Origin of the sequence: Cryobacterium frigoriphilum (assembly GCF_004403305.1) — a bacterium.
GTDB lineage: Bacteria > Actinomycetota > Actinomycetes > Actinomycetales > Microbacteriaceae > Cryobacterium > Cryobacterium frigoriphilum.
In genome coordinates this window covers 17,201-43,174 of sequence record NZ_SOHE01000040.1, presented here as the reverse complement: position 1 = coordinate 43,174, position 25,974 = coordinate 17,201, and the positions used below count along the sequence as shown (strand labels likewise).

The following is a 25,974-nucleotide window of genomic DNA, read 5'->3' as shown; positions in this document are numbered from 1 at the left end:
GGATCCGTAAGCGTTTCACTACGATGCCAGGACCTATTCAATCCTCGTGGATGCCATACGCCAAACACCGGGAGTAGAACCGACCGTGCACGTACTGCCCAAAGACCTCACGCCCCAACACATCCTCTTCATTGTGAACAGCTTCCCGCCACGGGTGGGAGGCATCGAACGGCACATCTCCGATCTCGCCGATGAGGTCATCCGTCAGGGCCACCGCGTCACCGTGATCACTCTCGCCGAGCTGGCGGAGCACGGCATCGAAAACGGCATCTCGGTGCACCGGATGCGACGCCACTTTCCGATCGCCTCTGTCATGTCGTTTCCCGCCTTCGGAACCTCACGTCGGCTGGTTCGCCTCTTCCGGCAGGCCGGGGTCACAGCGGTATCGACCCACACCCGGTTCTTCCCCATGTCATGGGTGGGACTTCGCGTCGGACGCGGCCTCAACGTGCCGGTAATTCACACCGAACACGGCTCGGACTTCGTGCGCGGGGTCTCCCCCGTCATCGCGATCGCGAGTCGCGCCGTGGACATTACCCTGGGGCGGCGAACCCTGCGGGGGGCGACCAGAGTGCTCGGCGTGTCGGAGCAGGTCGTCGCCTTCGTTGAACGCCTCGCGGGCGTGAAAGCCGAACTTTTCTACAACGCGATCACGCTCGACGACCGTCCGGCACCGCCCGCCGAGGTCACGCCGACACGGCGGTTCGTCTTCGTCGGGCGCCTGGTTCCCGGCAAGGGCTGGGACCGGCTGCTGGATGCGTGCGCGCTGCTCGCCGCGAGCGGCGATGCCCGACCCTTCACCGTCGACATTCTCGGCGACGGGGCTGACATGCCCGCGGTGAAGCGCCGGATCACCGAGCTCGGCCTGACCCAGATCGCTCGCACGCACGGCTACGTCAACGCCGGGGAGGTGCGCGACTTTCTCACCGGCGCGATTCTCGTGAACCCGACGACCCTCGCCGAGGGATTTCAGACGACACTGCTGGAGGCTCTGGCCGGCGGCTGCCAGATTGTGACATTCGATGTGCCGGGCGCAGCCAAGCTCTTCGCCGAGGGCGCCCCGGTTCGGATCGTACGCACTCGCGCGGCACAGGACCTGGCTGATGCGATGCTCGCGGCCCTGCAGTACCCGGCGGCGGCTTATCCCGCGAGCCTGCTGGGTCAGTGGTCGTGGCCGCAGAGAGCCGCCCAGTACCTCAGCCTCGTGGAATCGGCGTCGACCAGGTCTCCGCGCGCCTAACCGGCTTCGGGGAGCTGGCCGGGCTGTGCCGGTCGGGGCTGCTCGGTGCGCTCCGTGTGGTCCGAGCGCGCGGCCGGCGCGGCGGACCCCGAAGCAGACGCGGCCTCCAACGCCCGGATTCGCAGGTCCTGCATGGCGACGACCTCGACCAGGGTACGGGTCTTGGCTTCCAGACTCGTCAGCTCGGCACTCTGTTGCAGGCAGACGAGAAAGAGAATGATCAGACTCACGAAGAAGACCAGGTTGACCGGCAGCTCAACGCCGACGATTCGCGACGCCCAGGTGACGGTGACCGGAAATACGCTGCCGACGAGCGCGAGCGTGCCCGCAATGAGCCACCAGGTCGCGTGCCGCTCGCGCAGCTGGTGTCGACGCAGCATCTCGATGACGACGACAAAGATGAGAACCGCGGCGACGATTCCGAACAGGTACGATGCGAGCGTCATGACGTCGCCTCCCCTCTGGCCAGCACTATTCGAGGCCTCATCAGCGCCAGCAGCAACGCCATGCCGGCGCGCCCCAGATAGATTGCCGCCTTCACGGGGTCGTGCGAGGGCACGCCGCCGCTGCGCTCACGCATGACAACGGGTACCTGACGGATGACGCAGCCCGCTCGGGCAGCGATGACGAGCGATTCGATCGTGTCTCCCAGATACTCGGCGGGGTAGTGCGCGGCGAACAGGCGAACCGCTCGCGGGCCGCTGGCCCGGAATCCCGAGGTCGTGTCGGTCAGGGTAGTGTGCGCGAGGCGACTGATCACCCCGGCGAGAGCGACCATGGCCCAGCGTCGCGGCCCCGTCACCCGGTAGCTTCCGGCACCAGCAAAGCGTGCTCCGAGCACGACGTCGGCGTCGTCCAGGGCCTGCAGCAGGCTGATCACCGATTGTGGGTCGTGCTGGCCGTCTGAGTCGACCTGAACCACGTAGTCGAAACCGTTCTCGAGGGCGTAGCGAAAGCCAACCCGCATGGCACCGCCGACACCGAGGTTCACCGCGAGGGTCGCGACCGTCGCTCCGGCCGCACGCGCGACGACGGCGGTTCGGTCCGTCGAGCCGTCATCCACAACCAGGCAGTGCACTCCGGGGAGGCTGCGAAAGACCTCCGCGACGACATCCGCCACGGACTCTTCCTCGTTCCAGGCCGGCATCACGATCAGGGTGCTCAATAGACGGGACTGCATAACTTATGATCCTAACAAAGAGGCCAGAGGTCTCGGCTTGCCGCGCGCTGCGGTCGCATCACCCGGGATCAATCGCACGCGGTCACGCGGTATAGGCTCGCGGTGCCCTCGCGATCGACGAGCTCGACGGCCGACGAGGTCTCCAGGTTGGCGAACCCGCCGATCTGGTCGATGGCGCCGTGCACCTCTTGCTCGCCGAAATCGAGGACATAGCTCACATCGAGAGCGTCGAGTGCCGGGCAGACGGCGGGATTGGTGTCGGCGTCCCGCAGCGACTGCATGAGGATGATCGTGTTCGCGTCCCGGTCGCCCAGAATTGCGGGCAGCAGGGCGTTCTGACCACTCAGGGCATAGACCAGCGATGCGCCGGTCCAGGGGCTGCCCGCCACCAGCTCGTCCTCCGGCACGTTGTCATCGAGGCGGTCAAGCAGCGTGGCCTCGTTGGGCGACAGCAGCGGGGACTGGGCCGTGAACGTGTAGGCGTCCTGTCCCGCGCCGGTGGCGAAGGCCAATGCCGACCCGGTCTGGGTGGCCACGGCCACCGCGACGACCGCGACGGCGGAGGCAACGGTTGCCGCGAGGCCCGTGCGCGATCGCGGCCGCAGTGCCCCTTCTCTCGAGTCCGTTTTCTTGCCCAACCGGCGTTCGGCCAGCGACGAGACGGCGTCAACGAGCCATACCAGCCCCGCCACGGCGAGCGGAAGTACGACAACCGGCATCAGGGCCGCGAGTCGAAAGCTGTCGCTGTACCAGGTGCCGGTGAAGCCATAGCGAAAGACACCGACGGGAAAGCTGGCACAGATGACATAGAGGGCAGCGGCGATGAGAAAACTCCCCACCAGCCAGCGATGCGTGCGGCCTCGCAGCATGGCCCACACGCCGAGAAGCAGCAGTGCGGCGATCACCCAGTCAGCCGGACGACCCACGACCGAGTTGTTGACCGTGGCCAGCACGGCGGATGCGATGGATTCGCGCGGTGGCCAAAACGCGGCGGGCATCGACGGGCGCACCACGAGCAGGGCGACAACGGCCAGGGCGAGCGCGGCGAGCGCCAACGCCACGGAGAAAAGGTAGCGCGGTGCGCGGGCACCGAGTCGACGAAGCCCTTGGAAGTGACGTACCAGTCCCGCGACGGCGATGGGCGCGCCGAACGCGATGAGGGCGATCGGCGTACTCGGGTGGGTGAGCGCCATGCCGGGGAGGATTCCGATCAGGGCCACCCACAGCGCCGGCAGCGGAAGCCGGCCTGCCGCGCCGATACGGGCAATCATGACGACAACGGCCAGGGCAGTGGGGAGCAGGCTCAGGGAGAGCAGGTTCGGGTAGAGAACACCGAAGTCGATCATGAGGTATGGGAAGGCAGCGAAGCCGGCAGATAAGACTCCCGCCAGAAGCAGCGCTACCGGACGCGGCCCCAGAATCCGACGAACCAGGAACATGCAGGCGAGCGGCCAGACGAGGCCGGCGATGGACATATTGACGACGGTGATCGCGACCGGGATTGTCGCGCCCGACAGGTCCGCGGCCAGGGCCACCAGGGTGTGCCAGATGTCGGGGTAGAAGGCAATCTTTCCGCCGGCGTCGGCCGACAGGGTCCCGATCAGCAGCGGAGACGCCTGCCCGGTATCCATGATGTGGGCAATCGCATTCAGGTGAAAGACGTTGTCGAACGTCTGGGAGATATGGTTCGGCTCACCGACGATGTCCATGAAACGGCGCCCGATCGCCACGAAGGCGAAGACGAGTCCCGCGATTCCGGCAAGCCACAGTGTTTTCGTCCCCGACGATTCAACCGGGGTGGCGAGCCGGGAACGCCACAGCAGGGCGGCCCCGAACACGACGGCGGCGATCACGACCGCGGTGACCAGCACCGGAACGACGCCCCAGCGAAAGGGGACGAACTGATTGGCGAGGGCCGTCACGGCGAGCACCGACGTTGTGAACGCCGGCGCGAGGGCAATCAGAGTCAGCCGACGCGCACCGAGAGCAAGACCGATGAGCAGTCCCGGCACGAACAGGAGCCCGATGGTGACCAGAAATACTGGCACCGTTGCCGCCCAGCTCACGCGCGCCCCGTCGAATTGTCGGCTGGCGGCTGGGGGGTGAACATCATGATTTGCACGAGATGTAGCATAGCAAGGGCAGGATCGTGGCTCGCCTCGAACCGCGTGATAGGTTCGACACCCACTATTTATCGTCAAAGTGTGCCTGTCACACCCCGAAAGGTGATCGCTCTGTGATCTTTGTTGCGCCGAGTGCCGACGTCGACGCCAGTGCCATCGTCGGAACCGGATCAAAGATCTGGCATCTGGCCCAGATCCGCGAACAGGCCCGAATCGGCAGCGAGTGTGTCATCGGCCGCGGAAGCTATATCGGCCCGGGGGCGGTGCTCGGCGCACACTGCAAGGTTCAGAACTACGCGCTGATCTACGAGCCGGCGGTACTTGCCGACGGGGTCTTCATCGGTCCGGCCGTGGTTCTCACCAACGACCAGTATCCGCGCGCGGTGTCGCCCGACGGATCGGTGAAAAGTGCGGACGATTGGACGGCCGTTGGCGTGACGGTACACACCGGCGCCTCCATCGGTGCTCGGGCGGTGTGTGTTGCGCCCGTCACGATCGGGCGCTGGGCCCTCGTCGCCGCCGGTTCCGTTGTGACTCGGGACGTACCGGACTTCGCGCTCGTCGCGGGAACACCCGCGAAACGCATCGGTTGGGTCGGCCGGGCCGGTGTGCCCCTCGTGGCGGCCGACGGCCATTGGGTATGTCCGAAGACCGGTGCTCGATACACCCTGACCGACAACGGACAGCTGAAAGAAGCACTGTGACTGAATCGAACGCTGTGACTGAATCGAACGCTGTGACTGACACGAACACGGTGAATCGGGACTCCGAATTCATCCCCGCTGCACGCCCGATCATCGGCGACGACGAACGTCTGGCCGTTGACGCCGTGCTGCGCTCCGGCATGCTCGCACAGGGCACCGAAGTTGCCCTGTTCGAGTCGGAATTTTCGGCCGCTCTGGCCGGCGGGCTGCCGACCTGCGCGGTGAACTCGGGTACGGCCGGACTCCACCTGGGACTTCTCGCCGCCGGAGTGGGCCCCGGCGACGAGGTCGTGGTGCCCTCCTTCACCTTCGCGGCCACGGCCAACGCGGTCGCGCTGACCGGGGCGCGCCCCGTCTTCGCCGACATCGAACCCGAACATTTCTGTCTTGATCCGGCATCGGTGCAGTCGGTGCTGACCGAACGCACCGTGGGAATCATGCCCGTGCATCTCTATGGTCACCCCGCGGATGTTGCCGGGCTCGGCGCCCTTGCGGCGTCACGTGGCCTGAAACTGTTTGAGGACGCCGCGCAGGCTCACGGCGCGACCGTCAACGGCCGTCAGGTGGGGACCTTCGGCGATTTTGCGATGTTCAGCCTGTATCCCACGAAGAATATGACCAGCGGCGAGGGCGGCATGGTCAGCACCGGCGATCCCGATCTGGAACGCCGAGTGCGCCTGCTGCGCAATCAGGGCATGGACCGGCAGTACCACAACGAAATGGTGGGGTTCAACGCCCGGATGACCGATATTCACGCCGCGATCGGGCGGGTTCAACTCACCAAGCTCGCCGGTTGGACAGCCACCCGACAGCGCAACGCCGCTTACCTCAGCGAGCACCTCACATCCGTTCTCACGCCCCGCATCGCGCCCGGCATGACCCACGTGTTCCACCAGTACACGATTCGCGTTGCCGAGGACCGCGACGGTTTCGCCGCCGCGCTCCGGGCCGAATACGCAATCGGCTGCGGAACCTACTACCCGGTGCCGGTGCACCGACTGGCCTCGTTTGACACCGACGACGATCTTCCCGTCACCGAGCGCGCCGCACGCGAGGTGCTGTCCCTGCCCGTGCACCCCTCGGTCGGCGCACGGGAGCTCGACCGCATCGTCGCCGCCGTGAACGCCCTCAGCCGGGCAGGTGCCTGATGTCCAATCTCAGAGTCGGCCTGATCGGCCTCGGCATGATGGGACGGCACCACGCCAGGGTGCTGCGTGCCACCGAGGGACTGGAACTCGTCGGGGTAGCGGATGCCTACGGCGACACCCACGGAGTGATCGGCGACCTAACTCTCGCGGCCAGCGTGGAGGAGCTCATCGGCATCGGTCTGGACATGGCCGTGGTCGCCGTTCCCACCGATGACCACGAGCACATCGCGTTGCAGCTTGCGGCGGCCGGCGTGCACACCCTCGTGGAGAAACCGATTGCCAGCACCAGCTCGGCCGGACAGCGCATGGCCGAAGCCTTCGAATCGCGTGGCCTCATCGGCGCCGTCGGACATATCGAACGGTTCAATCCGGCGCTGCAGAGCCTGCGTCAGCGCATCATGTCGGGCGACCTGGGTGAGATCTACCAGATCGCGACGCGACGACAGGGCCCGTTTCCGGCACGAATCGCGGATGTCGGCGTTGTCAAGGATCTCGCCACCCACGACATCGATCTGACGGCGTGGCTGACGCAGAGTGACTACGACACGGTCTTCGCCCAGACAACCTCACGCAGCGGGCGCCAGCACGAGGACATGGTGACCATCACCGGACGCCTCACCAACGGCATCATCACCAACCATCTCGTGAACTGGCTCTCACCGATGAAGGAGCGCATCACCGTCGTGACCGGCGAACGCGGATCCTATGTCGCCGACACCGTCAGCGCCGACCTCACGTTTCATGAGAACGGCACGATCGCCACGGAATGGGATTCGGTGGCGGCGTTCCGCGGCGTGTCAGAGGGCTCGGTCACCCGTTTCGCACTGGCAAAACGTGAGCCCCTGCGCGCAGAACTCGAAGCCTTTCGCGATGCCGTGCTCGGCAAACACAACTGGACAGTGTCCATGCGAGAAGGCCTCGCCACTCTGCGCGTCGCCGAGTCGGTGCTGCGGTCCGCGCGGCTGCGCGAGTGCATCACCGTCGGCTCATGGTAGTGAGGCCGGCGCGGGTTGTCCTCGCCACGCGCCTGTTCACGCCGGAAGTCGGCGCGGGATCGTTCCGCCTGCAGGCGCTCACCGACGCACTCGTCGCCCGTGGCGCCCAGGTCGAGGTGGTCACCACGACCCCGCCCCGAACCGCCCGAATCGGGCCGGACTCCGCGGGCGTGACCGTGTCGCGTTTTCCGGCGCTGCGGGACGCCGGGGGAAACGTCCGCGGCTACGTGCAATACCTCAGCTTTGACCTGCCGCTGCTGTTTCGCCTCTTGTTCAGGCGCGCCGATGTCATCGTCTCGGAGCCGCCGCCGACCACGGGCGTGGTCGTGAGCTTCGTGTCGGCGCTGAAACGCCGACCCTACGTGTACTACGCGGCCGACATCTGGACCGACGCGCTCAACGCCCTGGCCGTTCCCCGAGTGATCAAGCGCATCATGAGGGCCGTTGAGGGGTTCGTTTTTCGTCACGCCGATGCCATCATCGCCGTGTCAGACGAGGTAGCCGCCCGCGTCACACAGTTCGGCGTCGACGCCGCGCGACTGAGCGTCGCCAATAACGGCATCAACACCGCGCTATTCACCCCCCACGGTGCTCTCGCGGATACACCGGGTCCCGTGTTCGTCTATACGGGAACGATGTCCGAATGGCAGGGCGCTTCCGTCTTTCTCGAGGCCATGTCCCGTGTCGTGCAGTCCCACCCCACGGCACAACTGCGCTTCTTCGGCCAGGGCTCTGACGAGTCGGCCCTGCGCGCCACGGCCGCGCGTCTCGGGCTGACTACCGTCACGTTCGGAGGCGTCGTACCGCCCGACGTGGCCGCACTCTGGCTGCGCAGCGCGACGGCGGCCCTCGCGAGCATCAAACCAGGGCAGGGTTACGATTTCGCCAAACCGACCAAGATCTACGCGGCGGCCGCGTGTGGAACCCCCGTCATTTTTGCCGGGGCCGGAGCCGGCGCCCAACTGGTGAATCAGAACGCCCTGGGCTGGGGCGCCGACTACACCGTTGACGCCGTTGCCGCCGCGATGGGTGCCGCCATCGACGAGCACGGCGATGGAACACGGGCACGGTTGCAGCAGGCCAGATCAGACTGGGCCGAGAGCAACGCGTCCCTTCGAGTCACCGGACAGCGGGCCGCCGACGCCGTGCTCGCTAGTGCGACCCGGGGCCGTTCAGCACGGTCGCACTAGGCGCGTTCGCGTCCAGCACCGTCGCGTTCAGCAAGGTTGTCACCACTCGCTCGGCGGCGTGACCGTCTCCGTATGGCTGGGCATCCGTCGCGGGGGGTGTGGGGCGCCGCACCGCCTCACCGAGCGCGGAGAGATCCCGGTCGACGAGAGTGTTCCAGCCGAGTTCGACGGTCTCCGTCCACTCGGTTTCCGGACGGATCGTGGTGCACGCAACCCGCAGCAGAAACGCTTCCTTTTGCAGGCCACCCGAATCGGTGACGACGCCAAGGCTGTGTTGCGCCGCGTTGACGAGCTCTGGGTAGCCGAGGGGCGCAATCGGGCGTACGGCACCCACATTCAGATCGAGGCCGTGCTCGGCGGCGCGCGCGGCCAGCCTTGGATGCACGGCGAGCAGCACCGGATGGTCGAGGTGGGCCAGCCCATCCACGATCGCCCGCAGTCGCTCCGCGGAGTCGGTGTTGTCGGGGCGGTGAATCGTGGCCAGGTAGTAGTGTTTGGGCTCGACACCGAGGGGCAGCGCCACGGGCGTGAGGTGCTGCTGATCCCGCACCCGGTAGAGCACGTCGGTCATGACGTCGCCGATCAGAACGCTGCGTGAGCCGAGACCTTCCCGCCGCAGATGGGCCAGTGCGACCTCGCTCGGCGCCAGACAGAGGTCCGCCGCATGGTCGGTCAGCACCCGATTGTGTTCCTCGGGCATGCGCCGGTTGAACGAGCGCAACCCCGCCTCCAGATGGGCAACGGGAAGGTGCAGCTTGACCGCGGCGAGCGCGGCCGCGAGAGTGGAATTGGTATCACCGTAGGCGAGTACCCAGTCCGGTCGGAACCGCTCAAATGCGCTTTCCAGCCCGGCCAGCATGGCGCCAGTTTGCTGGCCGTGTGAGCCGGACCCCACACCGAGGTTCAGGTCGGGAGCCGGAATGCCGAGGTCACGAAAAAAGACCTCGGACATGGCCTGGTCGTAGTGCTGGCCGGTGTGCACAACGAGGTGCTCCGCCCGCCCGAGCATCGCCCGAGCGATGGGTGCGAGCTTGACAAACTGCGGGCGCGCACCGACCACGCTGACAATTCGCATCCGCCGAGTTTACCTCGCACAGGTTACGGTCGAATGCCCAGCCGCACCAGTTGACGGGTATCCGGCAATGAGATCAGTGCCCAGCCCGCGAGGAACACCGCTGTCAGGCCCAGAATAGCTGCCGTGCCGGTAGCGAGGTCACGCACACCCAGCAGGACCGCGAGCAGGACCATCCCCGCGAGGAAGCGTGCAGACAGTGCTCCCCACCGCAGGTCGAGGCGCCGCCAGGCATAAATGATGGATCCGAGACCAGCGACGACCATTCCCACGAGGTAACCCAGCGCCACACCGAGGGCGCCGAGCAGCGAGCCCAGCGTCAGACACGCGACCAGCCCGATGCCGAAGCCGGCCACCCGCAAAATGGCCAGCCCGCGGATGCCGCCCGCGGTCCGGCTGCCGAGCGCATCCGCTGCCGGCCCGGACAGCGCGCCGAGCAGTGAGGCAATCAGGAGTGTGGCCAGAATTGCGGAGGCCCCGGAGAACTGATTTCCGTAGATCACGCTCAGCAACGGGGGCGCGAGCAGGGTCAGCGCGCCAAACGCGGCGACCAGCACCGCGGCGAGTCCGCGCATGGCCAGGTCGGTCTGCCGCTGCGCTCCCGATTGGTCACCGCTGCCGACGAGGCGGGCCAGACTCGGAAACAAGACGAGGGAGACCACGGAGGTCAGCATGGCCGCCGGCGTGGCGAGGGTGAGGGCCGCCGCGTAGAGGTCGCTGCTGGTCGGCGTGCCGGATGCGTGCGCGATGATCATGGTGAGCTGCAGAAAGCCACCGGTCGCGACCATGCCGGCGATGCCCCAGAACACGAAGCGGTCGATCTCCCGACGCGGGGCCTGACCGTTGGTACGGTCAGATCGGGGCCAGCCGATAACGATGATGAGAGCGTAACCGCTCGCCAGGGGCAGCAGCAGCAGGTCATCGGCCCGCATCCGGATGACCACGGCGAGGCCGGAGAGGGCCATGAGAAGCGCGGCAACGTCGAGGAACGCGGCCCGCGGCACCCGGTCGGTCGCGTACAGCAGCCCGCGCACAAACGACGACAGGCCGAAGCCGACCACGATGGCGAAGGTAAAGCCCGCCGTCAGCGCCTCCCCCGGCGCGAAGAACAGCAGCGAGTAGGCCCCGGCGAGCAGGCCGAGCGCCGCGTTGCTCTGCAGGGCACGCCGCTTCAGAAATCGAGTGGTCGCGTGTTCCAGAGCCGGATCCGCGGCGCCGCGCGCTCGCGCCACGAACATGGTCGAGGCATTGGCAACGGATGACGGCCACAGCAACGCGGCAAACATGGCGATGGAGATGACGGTGTTGGTGTCCGACAACGATCCCGGCGCCAGAAACCGTGCGATGAGGATGCTGTAGAAGAGCCGAGTCAGGCCCTGGGCCACCACGCTGGTCAGCGAGAATCCACCGGCGACGAGCACGCGCCTCACCGGCGTCCCGCCAACGACGAGCACAATCTGACCGCGACGAGCATGGGTACCAGCGTAGCCGGTGCGCCGCGCCCCCGGCAGGACGCCCGCCGGAGCGGTCGTGATGGGGCCAGACGGCACATCAAGTAGTCTCAAGTAGTCCGAAAGTGTGCGTCAGCACGCGAGGAGTGCCGTTCGAATAATGTGAGGTCCAGTTCGTGAGTTGGTTCGCCCTGGCGCCCGCACTCCTCACGGCCATTCTGCTTCTGCTCGTGCCGGGCCTGCCCATCGCCTATGCCGCGGGAGCACGCGGCATCTCGCTGCTGGGTTTGGGCGTGGGCGCCTCGGTCGCGGCCATCGCCGTCTCCTCCATCGCGGCCTCCCTGCTCGGTCTGCCCTGGCAGCCGTACACTCCACTGCTGGTCACCGTTCCGGTCACACTGACCGTGCTGTTTCTGCGGCGATGGTGGCTTCGATCGTTGCCCGCGGTCGTCGATACGGCAGCCTGGGGCACGACCTTCTACGCGGCGCTCGGTGCGCTGTCGGTGGGCGCCATTCTCATCGCCATCCCGCTGAAGGTGGGCATCGGAGTACCCGACTGGCCTTCGCAAACCTACGACGCGAGCTTTCATCTCAACGCCGTGCAGCACGTGCTGCAGACCTTGGATGCGTCGCCCTTCACCATGACGGTGAGCACACCGGAGAGCTCCGGTGGCTTCTACCCCACGGTGTGGCATGCAATCGTGGCCGTCATCGTTCAGGTCACCGCCCTGTCGATACCCGCCGCGTCGACGGCCGCGACGTTCGCCGTCGCGTGCCTGGTCTGGCCCCTGTCCTGCATTTTTCTTGCGCGGCAGCTGTTTGGGCCGCGATCCTACCCACTCGTACTCACCGGCGTGTTCAGCGCCGCCTTTGCGGCCTTCCCCCTGCTGCTGGTCGAGTGGGGCGTGCTCTACCCGGTACTGCTCGCTTTTTCGCTGCTCCCTCTCGTGCTCGGCACCCTCGTGATCGCGCTGGGCGTCGGCACGCGACCCCTGCTCGAGCCGTGGGGTCGGTGGCTGCTGTTTTTCTGGCTGCTGGGCGGCATGGGCCTGGCCCACCCGAGCGCCGTCTTCGGGCTCCTCGTCGTCGCACTCCCCCTCAGCGTTCACGGCCTGAGCATCTGGGTGGGTGCCGCCCGGAACCGCGTTGTGCGACGCAGGCGCACGATCCTGGGCGGCGGGCTACTCGTTCTGAGCTGCGGGCTCGGCGTAGCCGCCTGGACCCTGAGCGCAACCAGCGACAACGCCTGGCAGCCCTATGAGACGGTGGCCCAGGCCGTCGGCGAGGCGCTGTTCAACGGGCCGCTGCGCTACGAACCGGCCATCGCGGTGAGCCTTCTGGCGCTCGCGGGCATTATCGTGTCGTTTCGGAGCCGGCGCTTCGTGTGGCTCAGCCTCTCGTACGCGCTCCTCGTTTTTCTCTACGTGGTTGCCGCCGCGTGGCCGGAGGGGAGTTTGCGGACCGGAATCACCGGGCTCTGGTACAACGACTGGACCCGGCTCGCCGCGATGCTGCCGCTGCTGACGATCCCGCTCGCGGTTCTGGGCGCATCCGTTCTGATCGACGCGCTCACGGCGTGCATCACCCGTGCACTCGACTCACGCTCGAGGCGTGGGCGCACCACCTGGGTGACGGGCACGGTCACCGTGATTCTCGTCGCACTTCTCATTCCGCTGACCCAGACCATATCGATCGCCGACGCCCGTGACCGGATCACGGTGAATTATCAGCTCTTCGACCAGGCTCAGCTCGTGACCCCCAACGAGATGGCGATGTTCGACCTCGTCGATGCCATCGCGCCGGCCGATGCCGTCATCGCCGGAAACCCGTGGAACGGCAGCGGATTGGTCTACGCCTACACCGGGCGTGAGGCGCTTTTCTCGCACCTCGGCGGTGCCTACGGTGACGATCGGTGGGCGATCGCCGAGGACCTCGCCACCGACGTCGACGCGGTCTGCCCCGAGATCGTCGATCTCAACGTGCAATACGTTCTTGACTTCGGCACGGCCTACATCTTCGGCGACGATCCCCGCAGCCGCCTCTACCCCGGGTTTCGCGATCTGGCCGCCTCTGACGCGGTGACCCTCGTCGCCACCGAGGGGTCCGCGAGCCTCTATGCCGTCACCGCCTGCGGACTGAATCCGCCCGGGCTCGCATCCGCCTCGCAGAAAGAGTAATCCTCGTGCACATCGCCGTCATCGCCCTCGGTAAAATTGGCCTTCCGCTCGCCGTCCAGTTCGCCGAACAGGGCCATCAGGTCATCGGGGTCGACGTGAATGAGCGCACCGTCGGGCAGATCAATGCGGGGACCGAACCGTTCCCCGGCGAAGCCCACCTGCAGGCGAAGCTCACCGCGCTCGTCGCCGACGGTCGGCTGCGCGCAACGACGGACTACCGTGAGGCCGTCACCGGCGCCGACGTCGTCGTCGTCGTCGTACCCCTCTTCGTGGACGATGACGCCCGACCTGACTTCGAGTGGATGGATGCGGCCACCCGATCGCTCGGATCCTGCCTCACGCCCGGCGCCCTGGTGCTCTATGAGACGACGCTCCCCGTTGGCACGACCCGCACGCGGTGGAAGCCGATGCTGGAAGCAGTCTCCGGCCTCACCGAGGGCGTAGATTTCGACCTGGCGTTTTCGCCGGAGCGCGTTCTGACCGGGCGGATCTTCGCCGACCTGCGCAAATACCCCAAAATCGTCGGGGGTCTGTCCCCGGCCGGTACCGCGCGGGCGGTGGCGTTCTACGAGTCGGTGCTCGACTTCGACCCGCGGCCCGACCTGTCCCGGCCCAATGGTGTCTGGGACGTGGGATCCGCCGAAGCCGCCGAGCTGACGAAATTGGCCGAGACCACCTACCGTGACGTGAACATCGGCCTCGCGAACCAGTTCGCCCGCTACGCGGCCACGACCGGAATCGACGTCTACGAGGTCATCACGGCCGCCAACTCACAGCCGTTCAGCCATATTCACCAGCCGGGGATCGCAGTCGGAGGCCACTGCATCCCGGTCTATCCTCGCCTGTACCTCTGGAACGACCCCGACGCGACGGTCGTGCGCGCGGCCCGAGAGGCGAACGCGGCCATGCCCGAGTACTCCGCCGCCCTGCTGGAGCGCGAACATGGCCCGCTCGCCGGTGCCACCATTCTCATTTTGGGCGCCGCCTACCGTGGCGGCGTCAAGGAGACGGCCTTTTCCGGGGTGTTCCCGACACGGGACAGTCTGGCGGCCCGCGGCGCCCGTGTCGTCGTGCACGACCCGCTCTACCGTGACGACGAGCTCGTCGCTCTCGGCCTGTCCCCGTATCACCTCGGTGAGCCGGTCGACGCCGCTATCGTGCAGGCCGACCACGCGGAGTACCGCACCCTGACGCCGGCCGATCTGCCGGGCATCCGTACCCTTCTCGACGGCCGACGACTGACCGATCCTGAACTCTGGACGGGTATCACGCACGCCGTGATCGGTCGGCCCTAGCCGTGCGGATCGCCGTCACGACGAGCATTCTGCGTATTCCACCGACCTATTTCGTGGTTGATCATGCCGAGCGGCTGGCCGCCCGACACGAATTTCGCGTGTTCGCGCTGGCCGCCGACGTGCGGGACGAGAACGTCACCGTGGGGGTGCACGATGCCAGCCCGACCAGGGTCCTGCCCTTTCGCTACCGAATGCCGCTCGCGCCGCTGGCCTTGCCCCTGATGGCCCGGGCGGTGCGCCGATACCATCCGGACCTTGTTCACCAGCATTTCGCGACCTGGTGCACCCCCGCCGCCTCGGTGGCACGTGCGCTGTCGGTTCCGATGATCACGACGTTGCATGGCTATGACGTCATGCTCGCCGACCGACCGGCCCGGTCTGCGCTGGAGCGCTGGCACCGCCACAACCTGTCGGCGGCCACACAGACGAGCGCCCGGTTTCTGGCGGTCAGCGAATTTCTCGCCGCGACCGCCGTGCACGCCGGATTCGATTCCCGTCGTGTGCACGTGCACTATCAGGGGGTGGATACCGAGTACTTCGCGCCGGCAGCCCCCGGCCCGGAAAGTGATGCGCACCTCGACGAACGGCCCGTCGTGCTGTTCGTGGGCGGTCTGAGCCCCAACAAGGGTCCACACGACCTCATCGGGGCCTCCCGGCGCCTCACCGGCACGGTCGAGCATCAGCTCATTCTCGTGGGCACCGGCCCCCTGGCCGACGAGTTGGCCGCCGACACCGCGGCCGACAAACACATCCGACTGCTGGGCGCACTGGACCGCACGCAGATTCGTGAGTGGATGCGCCGTGCCACGGTCGTCGTGCTGCCCGCCCAGGAGCACCGCGGCCGACGGGAAGCAGCCGGTCTGGTGTTGCTCGAGGCCCAGGCCTGCGGAACTCCCGTCGTCGCGTACGCGAGCGGCGGCACCCCCGAGATGATGCTCGCCGACTGTACCGGGCTGCTGGTTCCGGAACGGGATGCGCGGGCGCTCGCGTCCGCGATCGGAACGGTTCTGCGCCTGGAACACTCCGAGTATCTGCGAATGGCCTACGCCGCACGTGACTTCGTGCACACACGTCGCAGCCTCAGCCTCAGCTGCGTAGAACTCGACGAGCACTACGCAGCCGTGGCCGACACCTAACCGGTGAGGGTCAGCAGCGCCGCAGTGACTTCACACTCGCTCCGAGCGCTCCGGTACCACCGAGCAGGGTGACGGTCTGCGTGCCCAGACGGTCCAGGTCCCACAGGGCGTCGCCGGGAACACACCCCGCTTCGACGACGTACAGCGGCGACTTCTTCGCACCCGCGAGGGCTGCTCCGGCGAGGGCGTCCGGAAACTCGTATGCGGTCGCGTAGAAGACCCGTGCCGAGCTCTGGAAACCCGACTCGTTCACCAGCTGGGCCGTCGCGAAGCGATCGACACCGCCCAGCCGTTCAACGGAACGGCTCGAGGTGGTGATCGACGTCGCGAGGCCATCAGAAACGACGGCGGAAGCTCCGACGATGGTGGCCTTGGTTACCTTGAGGGTGTTGAGTAGCTGAGTGGTCGCCGTGCCGGCCGTTGCGGCCCTGCCGTCAACCAGAACCACCGGCACGCCCTTGGCTCCTGCCGCCGCCGCGGCGGTCAGGGCATCCGGGTAATCCCAGCCGGTTGCGACGTAGGCGTGTGCGGCTCCATTCGGGAAGGCATCCGCGATGACCTTGCGGGCCGTCTCAAACCGGTCGATTCCGGCCAGCCGGTCGACTCGAGGTGAGAGCGTGCGAAGCTGATTCGCAACGGCAGCGGAGACGACACTCTCGCCACCCACGACGACGATCCGCGCGGGCTTCAATCGCGAGATCTCGGCGGCCACAGCGGAGGGCAGCGCATTGGTCTCGACCAGAAGCAGTGGCGCTCCCTGCTTCGCGGCGGCCGGAGCCGCTCCGAGCGCGTCCGGAAAGTCGGCGCCGGTTGCGATGTACACCGTGGATGCGGTGGTGGCAAAGCCCTCGCGGGAAATTGCGACGGCCGTCGCGTACCGGTCTGCGCCGCCCACCTGGGTGACGGCCGGCACAGCGAGGAACCCGTTCGCGACCGACCACTGGCGCAAGCCGCCGGTGAAGGCCTGTTCGAACTCCTGCTCGGCAAATACCCGGGTACCGCTCGTGGGATAGCCGAGCGCCCCGCCCGGGCCTCCGGACTGCTGGTAAGACGCATCGAGCGGGCTGAGCACCTCAAAGGCGCCGGTGCCGCCTGACCAGTAGAGCGAGCCGTTCTGGAACAGCTGGCGGGTGCCGCCATTCGCGGCCGCTGACTCATCGGCAACGGGGTGTCCGATGCCGCTGCCGGGACCGCCGATGTCGATCAACCGGCTGGCCAAGGCACCGGACACCGACTGGTTTCCGGTCGCTTCGCTCCAGTAGATGTAGGCGCCCTCGAATTGTTGGCTGGATCCGCCACCGGCGAGAGCCGTCTCGTCGGTCATCGGATAGCCCAGGCCACCGGCCGGGCCGGCGGATGCGAGGTACTTGTCGGCAATGGCACCACTGGTCTGATGCGTCCCGGTGCGGTCACTCCAGTACAACCAGCCGCGCTGGAAGCGCTGACTCGCGCCTCCATTGGCCTCGGAGCGTTCCGCTGCAACGGGGAAGCCGAGGCCGCCTGACGTTCCGGATTTGTCCCGGTAGGTGTTGCCGATAGCTCCGGCGACCAGAAAGGCTCCCGACGACTCGCTCCAGTACGCCCAGCCGCTCTGGAAGAGCTGTTCAACGCCGATTGACGACACGAAAGGACCCGTCACCGCGAGCCCGAGGGCGCCCGTGTTGTAGAGAGCAACCATTTCACCGTGTGGTGCCACTCCCTGAGTCGCGCCGAACCAGTCCGTGAAGATTCGATAGAAGTTGCGGTTGCCGTACGAGGAGCATCCGTCGCCGGAGCCGTACATGTTATTGAGGGCGGCCTGGTTCGGGCGGTACGGGGTATAGAGGTACAGCCCTGCGGTGGCCTGATTCTGGATGTAGACCTGCGAGCTGCCACACCCCGCGTTGGGGTGCCACTGAATTGTGTTGGTACGTCCGGCCTGGTAGCCGCGTCCGCCTGGCGAGGCCTGGTACTTCTTGAACTGGAAGGCCGCGTTGTAGACCTGATTAAAGAAGCCGTAGTAGACGGAGTCACAGACGGCCGTGTCGGGGCAGCCGTAGCCGGTCGCCTTGCGATAGATGCCGTCGGTGGGAGAGGTTCTGGTGACCAGTCCCTGCTCCTTTTCGAGAAGCACCAGCAGCGTCTGAGGATTGATGCTGCAGGCCGTTGAGACCTCGGAGATGATCTGGGCCGCACTCAGGCCTGATCGACCGGCGAACGCGGCGCAACCGGCGGCGCGCGCGGGCTGGCTCGTCGAATCGGCACGGTAATCCTTGAGACAGGTGTAACCGCTCGCGCAGTTCGCCACCTTTGAGTTCAGGAAGGACTGGATGTCGGCTGCGCTCATCGTGCCGCTATTGTAAAAAATGCTGTCACTGATGATGTTGCCGGCGTTAAAGCCTTCACCGCTGGCAGCCTGTGCTGCCGGCGAGTTGGACGCGGTGTCAACGGCAACGAGGGTGCCAATCATCACGATCAGGGCCACGACAAGCGAGACCGTCCGGAGTAAGAGGTTCATTGTGGTTCTCCAAGACTTGTCTTCGCGTGGCAGCGCCCGCTCATCTATCGTACCTAGCGTTGGTCGATTTTGTTCCTCTGAGGGCGTAATCGGTGTAATATGGACAGATTGTGCCTTGCGTCAGACCTGCCGAATGGCCAGGGCTGTCGACTGGCCGGAGTTGGAGAACGTTAAGTTGCGCATTGCAGCCGTAGTCGTCGCCTACAACCGCCGCGACCTCATGCTCGAGGCCCTGACGGCCCTTGCGGCCCAGACCAGAGAACTCGATTCAATTGTCGTCGTCGACAACGCATCGACCGACGGATCCGCAGACCTGGCGGCGGAGAAGTACCCGAGCGTTGACGTGGTGCGTCTGGCCCGCAACACCGGCGGCGCCGGTGGTTTCGCCGTCGGCATCGAACGGGCCATCAGCACCCACGCCGCCGATCTGGTCTGGATCATGGACGACGACACGATCCCCTCTGCCACGGCCCTCGCCGAACTGCTCAGCATTCGCGACCGCCACCCGCGAAAGCCCGTCGTGCTCGCCTCCCGGGTGCTCTGGACGGATGGCTCAGACCACCCCATGAACACCCCCCGGCGCAAGCCCTTCCTCGGTCGCGCCGAGCGAGCGGCCGCCGAGACCATCGGAGCTATTCCGGTGCGGTCGTCCTCCTTCGTCTCGACGCTCGTCGACGCTCATGCCGTATCGGACAGCGGGTTGCCGATTGCCGAATACTTCATCTGGAATGACGACTTCGAGTTCACGGCACGCCTGCTGCGGCACGGACTTGGCGTGTATTGCCCGAAGAGCATCGTCACGCATAAGACCAAGGCGCTCGCGAGCACCGACGTTGATCCCGGTCCGCGGTTCTACTACGAGGTGCGCAACAAACTCTGGCTCTTTCGCCGCTCGAGCGCACTCGCCCCGTGGGAGGTCCCGCTGTATATCGGCGCCTCTCTCATACGCTGGACCCGCACGATGCTGCGATCAACGGATCGACCGACGCTCATCGACGGGCTGCGGCGCGGACTGCGCGACGGGTTCCGCACCGCGCCCAGACCGAATGCGGTCTTTCTGGCAGACCTCGAGCCCGCAACGAGCGACATTGCACGCTTCGAGGGCGCCGTCAGGCCGGCAGCTCGATGACCGACCTCCCCGCATTCTCCCTGCTGCTTCCGGTCTACCACGGGGACTCGGCGGCCTACCTGCGGCGTTCGTTCCACAGTTCCGTGCATGACCAGACGCTGCGGCCGAGTGAAGTGGTGCTGGTCGAAGACGGACCGGTGGGTGCCGAACTCACCGCGCAAATCGTCCGGTTGATTGAGACCTCACCGGTTCCGGTGGTACACGTACGCATCAGCGAGAATGCCGGTCTCGCGGTCGCGCTCACGACCGGACTTGCCGCCTGCACGAACGATGTCGTCGCCCGCATGGACGCCGACGACGTTTCCCTTCCCGAGCGGTTCGCGATCCAGATTCCGCTCATCGCCGCCGGTCATGACCTGGTCGGCTCCGGCATGTGGGAGTTCAGCGAAGACGCGAGCGGCACGGAAATCGCCGGCGCCGAGCGCAATCCCCCCACGTCAGCGGCCGACATTGCCCGCTACGCACGCTTTCACGACCCGTTCAACCACCCGACGGTCGTTTATACGAAATCCGCCGTGGCCGCAGCCGGGGGCTACGCCCCGCTCGGCCTCATGGAGGACTACTGGCTCTTCGCGCGCATGATCGCCGGCGGTGCGCGGGCCCGTAACACCACGGAGCGGCTCGTGAAATACCGGGTCAGTTCGGGGGCCTACAGACGCCGGGGCGGGCTGAAGCTGCTGGCCAGCGAATTGCAACTGCAACGAGCGTTTCGGCGCTCCGGATTCACCTCGACCGGACAATTCGTTCGCAACGTCGCTGTGCGCGGCGGCTATCGCCTGATCCCGGAGCCGGTGCGCCGATATTTCTACCGCACCCTCATTTTGCGCTCGCGAGCGCTGTAGAGAAGCCCTCAGGCGGCATCGGGTATCGTTGATCCTTGCTGTGACGCATCCGCTTTGCCGAGCACGCTTTTCGAGCACACGCAGTACCGAGCACTAAGGAATATTTCGTATGACGGTTGACCTCGTAGTCGTTGGATCCGGCTTTTTCGGCCTCACCATCGCCGAGCGGGTGGCGACCGAACTCGGTTTGAAGGTGGTCGTCATCGATCGCCGCAGCCACATCGGCGGCAACGCCTACAGCGCTCCCGAACCCGAGACCGGAATCGAGGTGCACCAGTACGGCGCCCACCTCTTCCACACGTCGAACGAGCCAGTGTGGGAGTACGTGAACCGGTTCACGAAGTTCACCAACTACGAGCACCGCGTGTTCACCAACTTCGGCGGTGAGGTCTTTCCACTGCCGATCAACCTCGGCACGATCAACCAGTTCTTCCGCGCCGCCTACTCGCCCGCCGAAGCCCGCGCGCTGATCGCCGGCCAGGCCGCCGAGTTCGCCACCGGCGAGAGCCAGAACCTCGAAGAGAAGGGCATCTCCCTCATCGGGCGCCCGCTCTACGAAGCCTTCATCCGCGACTACACGGCGAAGCAATGGCAGACCTCACCGACCGAACTTCCGGCCGAAATCATCAGCCGCCTGCCCGTGCGCTACAACTACGACAACCGCTACTTCAACGACACCCACGAAGGCCTGCCCGTCGACGGCTACACCGCGTGGATCGAGCGGATGGCCGATCACCCCAACATCGAGGTGCGCCTGGGCACCGACTTCTTCGATGAGACGCAGGAAATCAACCGCAAGAGCGTCGTCGGACGCATCCCGGTCGTCTACACCGGCCCGGTCGACCGGTACTTCGACTACCAGGGCGGCGAGCTCACCTGGCGCACGCTCGACTTCGAGCAGGAGGTGCTGCCGATCGGCGACTTCCAGGGCACCCCCGTCATGAACTACGCGGATGCGACGGTGCCATACACGCGCATCCACGAGTTCCGTCACTTCCACCCGGAACGGGCTCACTACCCCACCGACAAAACCGTCATCATGCGGGAGTTCTCCCGCGCTGCGACCCGCGCCGACGAGCCCTACTACCCGATCAACACCGCCGAGGACCGCGAGAGCCTGCTGAAGTACCGCGCGCTGCAAGACGGCGAGACCGAGGTCTTCTTCGGCGGCCGCCTCGGTACCTACAAGTACCTCGACATGCACATGGCCATCGGCTCAGCACTCACCATGTACGAAAACAAGCTCAAGCCGCTGCTCGGCGCGGGCACGAAGTAAGGCCGGAGCAATGTCAAACCCCATCGTTTTGCAAAAAGTTGTCTTTCCCGCGGCGTCTGACCTTGACGTCACCCCGTTGTACGTCGACCCCGACGAGTGGAGTCAGGTCGTTCGAGCCAAGAAACGCCGCGGCGGCGGGCCCGACGATGTCGAGTCCACTTCTTTGCGGCTGACCCACCACAACATGGGTCCGATGCTCGACGGACGACGCGGACTCAAGCCCGGTCTGCACAAACGCGTGTCGCTGGGAACCTACTTCAATGCCTTCCCGGCCAGCTACTGGCGGCGTTGGACCCAGATCAACGGTGTGCGCCTGAGCGTGTCCACCGTCGGCGAAGGCGATGTCATCGTCTACCGTTCCAACGCGCGCGGCGTGATCCAGATGGTCGATTCCGTGTCCGTCTCCACCGACACGACCACCGACTTCGACCTCGGCTTCGACTACTTCATCGACGGCGGCTGGTACTGGTTCGATCTGGTCAGCCGCAGCGCAGAATTCGCGCTGACCGAGGCGGAATGGCAGGCACCGCCCGCCCAGGAACTCGTCGAAAGCACGAAGAAGCTCACGATTGCGATCACGACACTCAATCGCACGCAGTACTGCGTCGAACTGCTGCGCACGATCTCGTCCGACCCTGACGCCCTCGCCGGTATCGATACCGTTCTCGTCGTCGACCAGGGCTCGCAGAAAATTCGTGAGGAGGCCGGATTCGCGGAGGTTGAATCGGCCCTCGGCGGGCGTTTGCGTGTCATTGACCAGGTCAACGCTGGTGGCTCGGGCGGGTTCTCCCGCGGAATGCTCGAGACCATCAGCGCCGGCACCTCCGACTACGTCATGCTGCTCGATGACGACGTCGTGGCCGAGCCGGAAAGCATCCGTCGCGCCCTGACGTTTGCCCGTCTGTGCACGTCGCCGACCATTGTCGGTGGCCACATGTTCGACATGTACGACAAGACGAAGCTGCACGCCTTCGCCGAGTCCATCGACAGCTATAACTTTCTGTGGGGGCCGATCACGCCGAGCCGGCACGACTTCACGGCGTCCAACCTGCGTCAGACCACCTGGATGCACCAGCGCTTCGACGTGGCCTACAACGGCTGGTGGATGAGCCTCATTCCGGTCGAAATCATTCGTGAGATCGGACTGTCGCTTCCGGTCTTCATCAAGTGGGACGACGCGGAATTCTCGCTGCGCGCCGAGGAACACGGGTATTCAACCGTGAGCCTGCCCGGTGCGGCCGTCTGGCACGTGTCCTGGGTCGACAAGGACGACTCTCGAGATTGGCAGGCGTTCTACCACGCGCGCAACCGGCTGATCGCGGCGCTGCTGCACTCCCCGCACCCGAACGGTGGCCGCCTCGCGCTGGCGAACCTCGCGAGCGACGTGCGCCACCTGCTCACGATGGACTACTACACCGTCAAGCTGCGCCAGCTCGCCTACGAGAGCGTACTGGCCGGCCCCGATTCTCTGCACAAGGAGCTCACCACCCGCCTGCCGCAAATTCGTGCACTCTCCAAGAAGTACCGGGAATCCCAGCTCATCGGCGACCTCAGTCAGTTCGACAAGTTTCCGCTGACCTCGTCGATCGGCAACGAAGAGAGCCCGCTGCGCGGGCGCAAGGTCTACCGGTTCCTGCTCAGGAATTTCCTGCGCCACGGGCTCACCAAGCCGCACGCCGGAAGCGACCAGCGACCCGACGTGCACCTGTCGCGCGCGGCCCCCTGGTGGGTCGTTCCCAACTTTGACAGCGTCGCCATCACCAATGCCGAAGGCTCCGGAGTGGCCTGGCACGTTCGCGATCGCGCCAAGTTCCGGTCGCTTCTGTGGTCCAGCCTCACGAAGAACTTGCGCTACCGCCGTCAGTGGAGCAGCCTGAGCAAGCTGTACCGCGATAACCTCACGGTCATGACGTCCGAAGAGTCCTGGCGCCGCACCCTGGGCGTCGAGCGCACCGCGCCGGCAGCAACCCCGGTCGCCGCACCCGCGGCCACCCCCGCACACACCTAACCCGGAGCGCAGTCGGTGACACAATCCACTTCGACGGACGATCTCACGGGATTTGTTCGTCCGGGGCAAGGGGCCGGTTTGGTCGACGTCGTCCGTCGGCGGTACCTGCTGAACCTGCTGGTACGCAAAGAGGTTCAGGTTCGCTACCGCGGCTCGGTGCTCGGCTGGCTCTGGTCCTACGTCAAGCCGGTCACCCAGTTCCTCGTGTTCTTCGTTGCGCTCGGTGTCTTTTTGCAGCTCAATGGCAGCATCCCCAACTATCCGGTCTACCTGTTCTCGGGCCTGATCATGGTCAATCTGTTCAGCGAAGCGTTCAGCAACGGCACCCGGTCGCTCGTGGACAATGCCGCCCTGATCAAGAAGATCTACCTGCCGCGTGAGCTTTTTCCGGTGTCCTCGACACTCGTGGCCCTCGTCAACTTTCTCCCGCAGGTTCTCGTGCTCGGTGTGGTCTGCATCTTTGTGGGGTGGAGTCCGAGCATCGTTCAGATTCTGGGCGTTCTTCTCGGTCTGGTGATAATCATCGTGCTGGCAATGGGTCTGAGCCTGCTGTTCGGATCGGTCAATGTCTCCTTCCGCGACGCCCAGAACTTTGTCGAGCTCATTGTGCTCGTCGCGACGTGGGCCTCCCCCGTGCTCTACCAGACGGCGCTCGTCGCCCAGGTGCTGCCCGAGTGGCTCATGGTGATCTACCAGCTCAACCCGCTCACCGCGGCCGTCGAGCTGCTGCACGCCGGCTTCTGGCTGCCGACCACGAACGGTGCCGGCCAGTCCCCCGACGGCCTGCTGATGTACGGCCTTTTCGCACTGCTGATATCGCTCGCCATTCTGGCGTTCGGACAGTTCGTCTTTCGCAAATTGGAGCGTCGTTTTGCCCAGGACCTCTGACGAACCTCAAGCCGCCGTGCAGACGCGGCTCGCGATCATCGCGACGAGCATCAACAAGACCTTCCTGCTGCGACACACCCACTCACTCAAGGAGTCGGTCATCGCCGCTCTGCGCCGTCGCCCGCTGACCTCGAGCTTCAACGCACTGGAAGACGTCAGCTTTCGCATTCACGAGGGCGAGTCCGTGGCCCTCATGGGCTTCAATGGCTCCGGCAAGTCCACCCTGCTCAAGCTGATCTCCGGCGTTTTGCAGCCCGATCGGGGCGAGGTGCTCACCCGCGGTCGGGTTGCCGGCCTCATCGAGGTCGGCGCCGGTTTTCACCCGGATCTGTCGGGGCGCGAGAACATCTACCTCAACGCCGCCATCCTGGGAATGTCTCAGAAGGAGATCGACGCCCGCTTCGACGACATCGTCGACTTCAGCGAGATCGCCAAGTTCATCGACACCGAGGTCAAGCACTACTCGTCGGGCATGTTTCTGCGCCTGGCTTTTTCGGTCGCCATCCACACCGAGGTCGATATTCTTCTCGTTGACGAGATCCTGTCGGTGGGCGACGAGCCGTTCCAGCGCAAGTGCCTCGCCAAGATCCGCGAACTGCACGCGGCGGGCAAGACCCTCGTCGTTGTCAGCCATGACCTGCAGATGGTCGCCGATCTCTGCGATCGCGGCATCCTGATCAACAAGGGTCACGTCGTGTTCGATGGCGAATCCCACGAGGCCGTCGCCCGGATGCGCGCCCAGGAATAACGGTGCCCAGAAGACGCGGGCCGTCTCCGCTCGAACTGGCCGTGGCAGCCGAGCTGTGCGGTTGGCCGCGCTCGGTATCCGCTGTCGCGAAAGCACGATGGATTGGTAACATGTGGCTGAACGCAGGATCAATTAGGGGTCTGTGAGCGTCGCGGCCTGCTTTCGTGTCGCTGGCCGGGGGCCTGGGTAGCGGATGCAGGCCGACGATTCGCGAGGCGCGTTGCGGTGCGCCAAGATCGAGTCGGGGCGTTGACTGTGCGTGCCCGGGGTGGCCGCGCCCAGTGCGGCCGGATCGGCGAGCACCACATGGACGTTTCACAAGCACAGGCCGACGTGCGACGCATCTACCGCTCAGGATTCACCGGACCTCTCGTGTCGGCGGTCGTCTGGGCGGCGGCGAGCGCGGTCTTCACCTGGGGCTCGGTCGCCGCCGGCATGTTCGCGCTCTTCTTCGGCGGCATGCTGATCTTCCCGGTCAGCACCCTCGTGCTGACGCTGCTGGGCGGCCCGACCTCGCTGCCGAAAGGGCATCCGTCGGCGGCCCTCGCGATGCAGTCGGCGTTCACCGTTCCCCTCGGACTGCTGGTCGCGGTCGCCCTCGGCAGCTACGAGCCCGTGCTGTTCTTTCCCGCGGCGCTGATCATCGTGGGCGCGCACTACCTCGTCTTCATCTCGCTCTACGGCATGCGGATGTTTGCGGTGCTGGCCGGGGTGCTGATCGCACTCGGGGTGGTCGGGCTCTTTTTCGTGCCCGAGCTCGGCGCCGTCAGCGGATGGCTCGGCGCCGCCGTGTTCCTGGTCTTCGCGGGGCTGCTGTTTCGGGCCGAGGGAGCCGACCGCTGACGAGCTGCCGGCACCCGGCCTGAGGTGCCGCG

The 25,974-nt window shown here is 65.9% G+C and carries 21 protein-coding genes; 15 read left to right on the top strand and 6 right to left on the bottom strand.

The window, feature by feature from the left end; all coding sequences use genetic code 11:
• The first annotated feature begins 46 nt into the window (after positions 1–46).
• Positions 47–1,240: a glycosyltransferase family 4 protein gene (locus E3T55_RS08395; RefSeq protein ID WP_198418538.1), complete on the top strand. Its 1,194-nt coding sequence runs from the start codon at positions 47–49 to the stop codon at positions 1,238–1,240.
• On the opposite strand, the gene E3T55_RS08390 is transcribed toward E3T55_RS08395, so the two are convergent.
• The 3 genes from E3T55_RS08390 to E3T55_RS08380 all read right to left on the bottom strand — a co-directional run bounded on the left by E3T55_RS08390 (position 1,237) and on the right by E3T55_RS08380 (position 4,468).
• Positions 1,237–1,686, bottom strand: a complete 450-nt coding sequence (locus E3T55_RS08390) for a DUF2304 domain-containing protein (protein WP_134519121.1) — start codon at positions 1,684–1,686, stop codon at positions 1,237–1,239. The genes E3T55_RS08395 and E3T55_RS08390 overlap by 4 nt on opposite strands.
• On the bottom strand, positions 1,683–2,420 hold the full coding sequence (locus E3T55_RS08385; RefSeq protein WP_134519120.1) for a glycosyltransferase family 2 protein: 738 nt from the start codon (positions 2,418–2,420) through the stop codon (positions 1,683–1,685). The genes E3T55_RS08390 and E3T55_RS08385 overlap by 4 nt, the downstream gene beginning before the upstream one ends.
• 68 nt (positions 2,421–2,488) lie before the next feature.
• Entirely contained in the window at positions 2,489–4,468 is a 1,980-nt protein-coding gene (locus tag E3T55_RS08380; RefSeq protein ID WP_134519119.1) for a DUF6541 family protein, read from the bottom strand.
• A 188-nt stretch (positions 4,469–4,656) separates the two neighbouring features.
• On the opposite strand from E3T55_RS08380, the gene E3T55_RS08375 reads away from it, so the two are divergent.
• From E3T55_RS08375 to E3T55_RS08360, 4 genes are read left to right on the top strand one after another with little or no spacing between them, the layout of a single operon-like run.
• Positions 4,657–5,247, top strand: a complete 591-nt coding sequence (locus tag E3T55_RS08375; RefSeq protein WP_134519118.1) for an acyltransferase — start codon at positions 4,657–4,659, stop codon at positions 5,245–5,247.
• A 32-nt stretch (positions 5,248–5,279) separates the two neighbouring features.
• Positions 5,280–6,395, top strand: coding sequence for a DegT/DnrJ/EryC1/StrS family aminotransferase (locus E3T55_RS08370; RefSeq protein WP_241992951.1), 1,116 nt, complete (start codon positions 5,280–5,282; stop codon positions 6,393–6,395).
• Positions 6,395–7,390 (top strand): Gfo/Idh/MocA family protein, encoded by a 996-nt coding sequence (locus E3T55_RS08365; protein ID WP_134519116.1) that lies wholly within the window; start codon positions 6,395–6,397, stop codon positions 7,388–7,390. The genes E3T55_RS08370 and E3T55_RS08365 overlap by 1 nt, the downstream gene beginning before the upstream one ends.
• Positions 7,384–8,580, top strand: coding sequence for a glycosyltransferase family 4 protein (locus E3T55_RS08360; RefSeq protein ID WP_134519115.1), 1,197 nt, complete (start codon positions 7,384–7,386; stop codon positions 8,578–8,580). The genes E3T55_RS08365 and E3T55_RS08360 overlap by 7 nt, the downstream gene beginning before the upstream one ends.
• Here the strand turns inward: E3T55_RS08360 and wecB are convergent.
• Both wecB and E3T55_RS08350 read right to left on the bottom strand, forming a co-directional pair.
• Positions 8,543–9,655, bottom strand: a complete 1,113-nt coding sequence (gene wecB, locus E3T55_RS08355) for a non-hydrolyzing UDP-N-acetylglucosamine 2-epimerase (protein WP_134519114.1) — start codon at positions 9,653–9,655, stop codon at positions 8,543–8,545. The genes E3T55_RS08360 and wecB overlap by 38 nt on opposite strands.
• 23 nt (positions 9,656–9,678) lie before the next feature.
• A complete protein-coding gene (locus tag E3T55_RS08350) occupies positions 9,679–11,202 on the bottom strand; it encodes a lipopolysaccharide biosynthesis protein (RefSeq protein ID WP_134519113.1) in 1,524 nt (507 codons plus the stop codon).
• A gap of 77 nt (positions 11,203–11,279) precedes the next feature.
• On the opposite strand from E3T55_RS08350, the gene E3T55_RS08345 reads away from it, so the two are divergent.
• From E3T55_RS08345 to E3T55_RS08335, 3 genes are read left to right on the top strand one after another with little or no spacing between them, the layout of a single operon-like run.
• Entirely contained in the window at positions 11,280–13,280 is a 2,001-nt protein-coding gene (locus tag E3T55_RS08345; RefSeq protein WP_134519112.1) for a DUF6541 family protein, read from the top strand.
• Between the two features lie 5 nt (positions 13,281–13,285).
• Positions 13,286–14,575, top strand: a complete 1,290-nt coding sequence (locus tag E3T55_RS08340) for a nucleotide sugar dehydrogenase (RefSeq protein ID WP_134519111.1) — start codon at positions 13,286–13,288, stop codon at positions 14,573–14,575.
• A 2-nt stretch (positions 14,576–14,577) separates the two neighbouring features.
• Positions 14,578–15,711: a glycosyltransferase gene (locus E3T55_RS08335; RefSeq protein ID WP_134519110.1), complete on the top strand. Its 1,134-nt coding sequence runs from the start codon at positions 14,578–14,580 to the stop codon at positions 15,709–15,711.
• Between the two features lie 10 nt (positions 15,712–15,721).
• On the opposite strand, the gene E3T55_RS08330 is transcribed toward E3T55_RS08335, so the two are convergent.
• Entirely contained in the window at positions 15,722–18,208 is a 2,487-nt protein-coding gene (locus E3T55_RS08330) for a cell wall-binding repeat-containing protein (protein WP_134519109.1), read from the bottom strand.
• Between the two features lie 133 nt (positions 18,209–18,341).
• Between E3T55_RS08330 and E3T55_RS20555 the strand changes: the two genes are divergently transcribed.
• From E3T55_RS20555 to E3T55_RS08295, 7 genes are all read left to right on the top strand, one after another.
• Positions 18,342–19,337, top strand: a complete 996-nt coding sequence (locus tag E3T55_RS20555) for a glycosyltransferase family 2 protein (RefSeq protein WP_134519108.1) — start codon at positions 18,342–18,344, stop codon at positions 19,335–19,337.
• On the top strand, positions 19,334–20,179 hold the full coding sequence (locus E3T55_RS20550) for a glycosyltransferase (RefSeq protein ID WP_134519107.1): 846 nt from the start codon (positions 19,334–19,336) through the stop codon (positions 20,177–20,179). Before E3T55_RS20555 ends, E3T55_RS20550 begins: the two co-directional genes overlap by 4 nt.
• A 109-nt stretch (positions 20,180–20,288) precedes the next feature.
• On the top strand, positions 20,289–21,455 hold the full coding sequence (glf, locus tag E3T55_RS08315) for a UDP-galactopyranose mutase (protein ID WP_134519106.1): 1,167 nt from the start codon (positions 20,289–20,291) through the stop codon (positions 21,453–21,455).
• Positions 21,456–21,465: 10 nt separating this feature from the next.
• A complete protein-coding gene (locus E3T55_RS08310) occupies positions 21,466–23,463 on the top strand; it encodes a glycosyltransferase (protein ID WP_134519105.1) in 1,998 nt (665 codons plus the stop codon).
• Positions 23,464–23,478: 15 nt separating this feature from the next.
• A complete protein-coding gene (locus E3T55_RS08305) occupies positions 23,479–24,351 on the top strand; it encodes an ABC transporter permease (RefSeq protein WP_134519104.1) in 873 nt (290 codons plus the stop codon).
• Entirely contained in the window at positions 24,335–25,099 is a 765-nt protein-coding gene (locus E3T55_RS08300) for an ABC transporter ATP-binding protein (RefSeq protein WP_420897986.1), read from the top strand. Before E3T55_RS08305 ends, E3T55_RS08300 begins: the two co-directional genes overlap by 17 nt.
• 306 nt (positions 25,100–25,405) lie before the next feature.
• Positions 25,406–25,942 (top strand): DUF7010 family protein, encoded by a 537-nt coding sequence (locus E3T55_RS08295; protein ID WP_134519103.1) that lies wholly within the window; start codon positions 25,406–25,408, stop codon positions 25,940–25,942.
• Positions 25,943–25,974: the final 32 nt, after the last annotated feature.

Excerpts from the sequence above, each read along its gene's own strand:
- E3T55_RS20550 (WP_134519107.1), top strand. The coding sequence starts at position 19,334 with ATGACCGACCTCCCCGCATTCTCCCTGCTGCTTCCGGTCTACCACGGG.
- E3T55_RS08310 (WP_134519105.1), top strand. The coding sequence starts at position 21,466 with ATGTCAAACCCCATCGTTTTGCAAAAAGTTGTCTTTCCCGCGGCGTCT.
- E3T55_RS08360 (WP_134519115.1), top strand. The coding sequence starts at position 7,384 with ATGGTAGTGAGGCCGGCGCGGGTTGTCCTCGCCACGCGCCTGTTCACG.
- E3T55_RS08365 (WP_134519116.1), top strand. The coding sequence starts at position 6,395 with ATGTCCAATCTCAGAGTCGGCCTGATCGGCCTCGGCATGATGGGACGG.
- E3T55_RS08330 (WP_134519109.1), bottom strand. The coding sequence starts at position 18,208 with ATGAACCTCTTACTCCGGACGGTCTCGCTTGTCGTGGCCCTGATCGTG.
- E3T55_RS08385 (WP_134519120.1), bottom strand. The coding sequence starts at position 2,420 with ATGCAGTCCCGTCTATTGAGCACCCTGATCGTGATGCCGGCCTGGAAC.
- wecB (WP_134519114.1), bottom strand. The coding sequence starts at position 9,655 with ATGCGAATTGTCAGCGTGGTCGGTGCGCGCCCGCAGTTTGTCAAGCTC.
- glf (WP_134519106.1), top strand. The coding sequence starts at position 20,289 with ATGACGGTTGACCTCGTAGTCGTTGGATCCGGCTTTTTCGGCCTCACC.
- E3T55_RS20555 (WP_134519108.1), top strand. The coding sequence starts at position 18,342 with ATGGCCAGGGCTGTCGACTGGCCGGAGTTGGAGAACGTTAAGTTGCGC.
- E3T55_RS08390 (WP_134519121.1), bottom strand. The coding sequence starts at position 1,686 with ATGACGCTCGCATCGTACCTGTTCGGAATCGTCGCCGCGGTTCTCATC.
- E3T55_RS08295 (WP_134519103.1), top strand. The coding sequence starts at position 25,406 with ATGGACGTTTCACAAGCACAGGCCGACGTGCGACGCATCTACCGCTCA.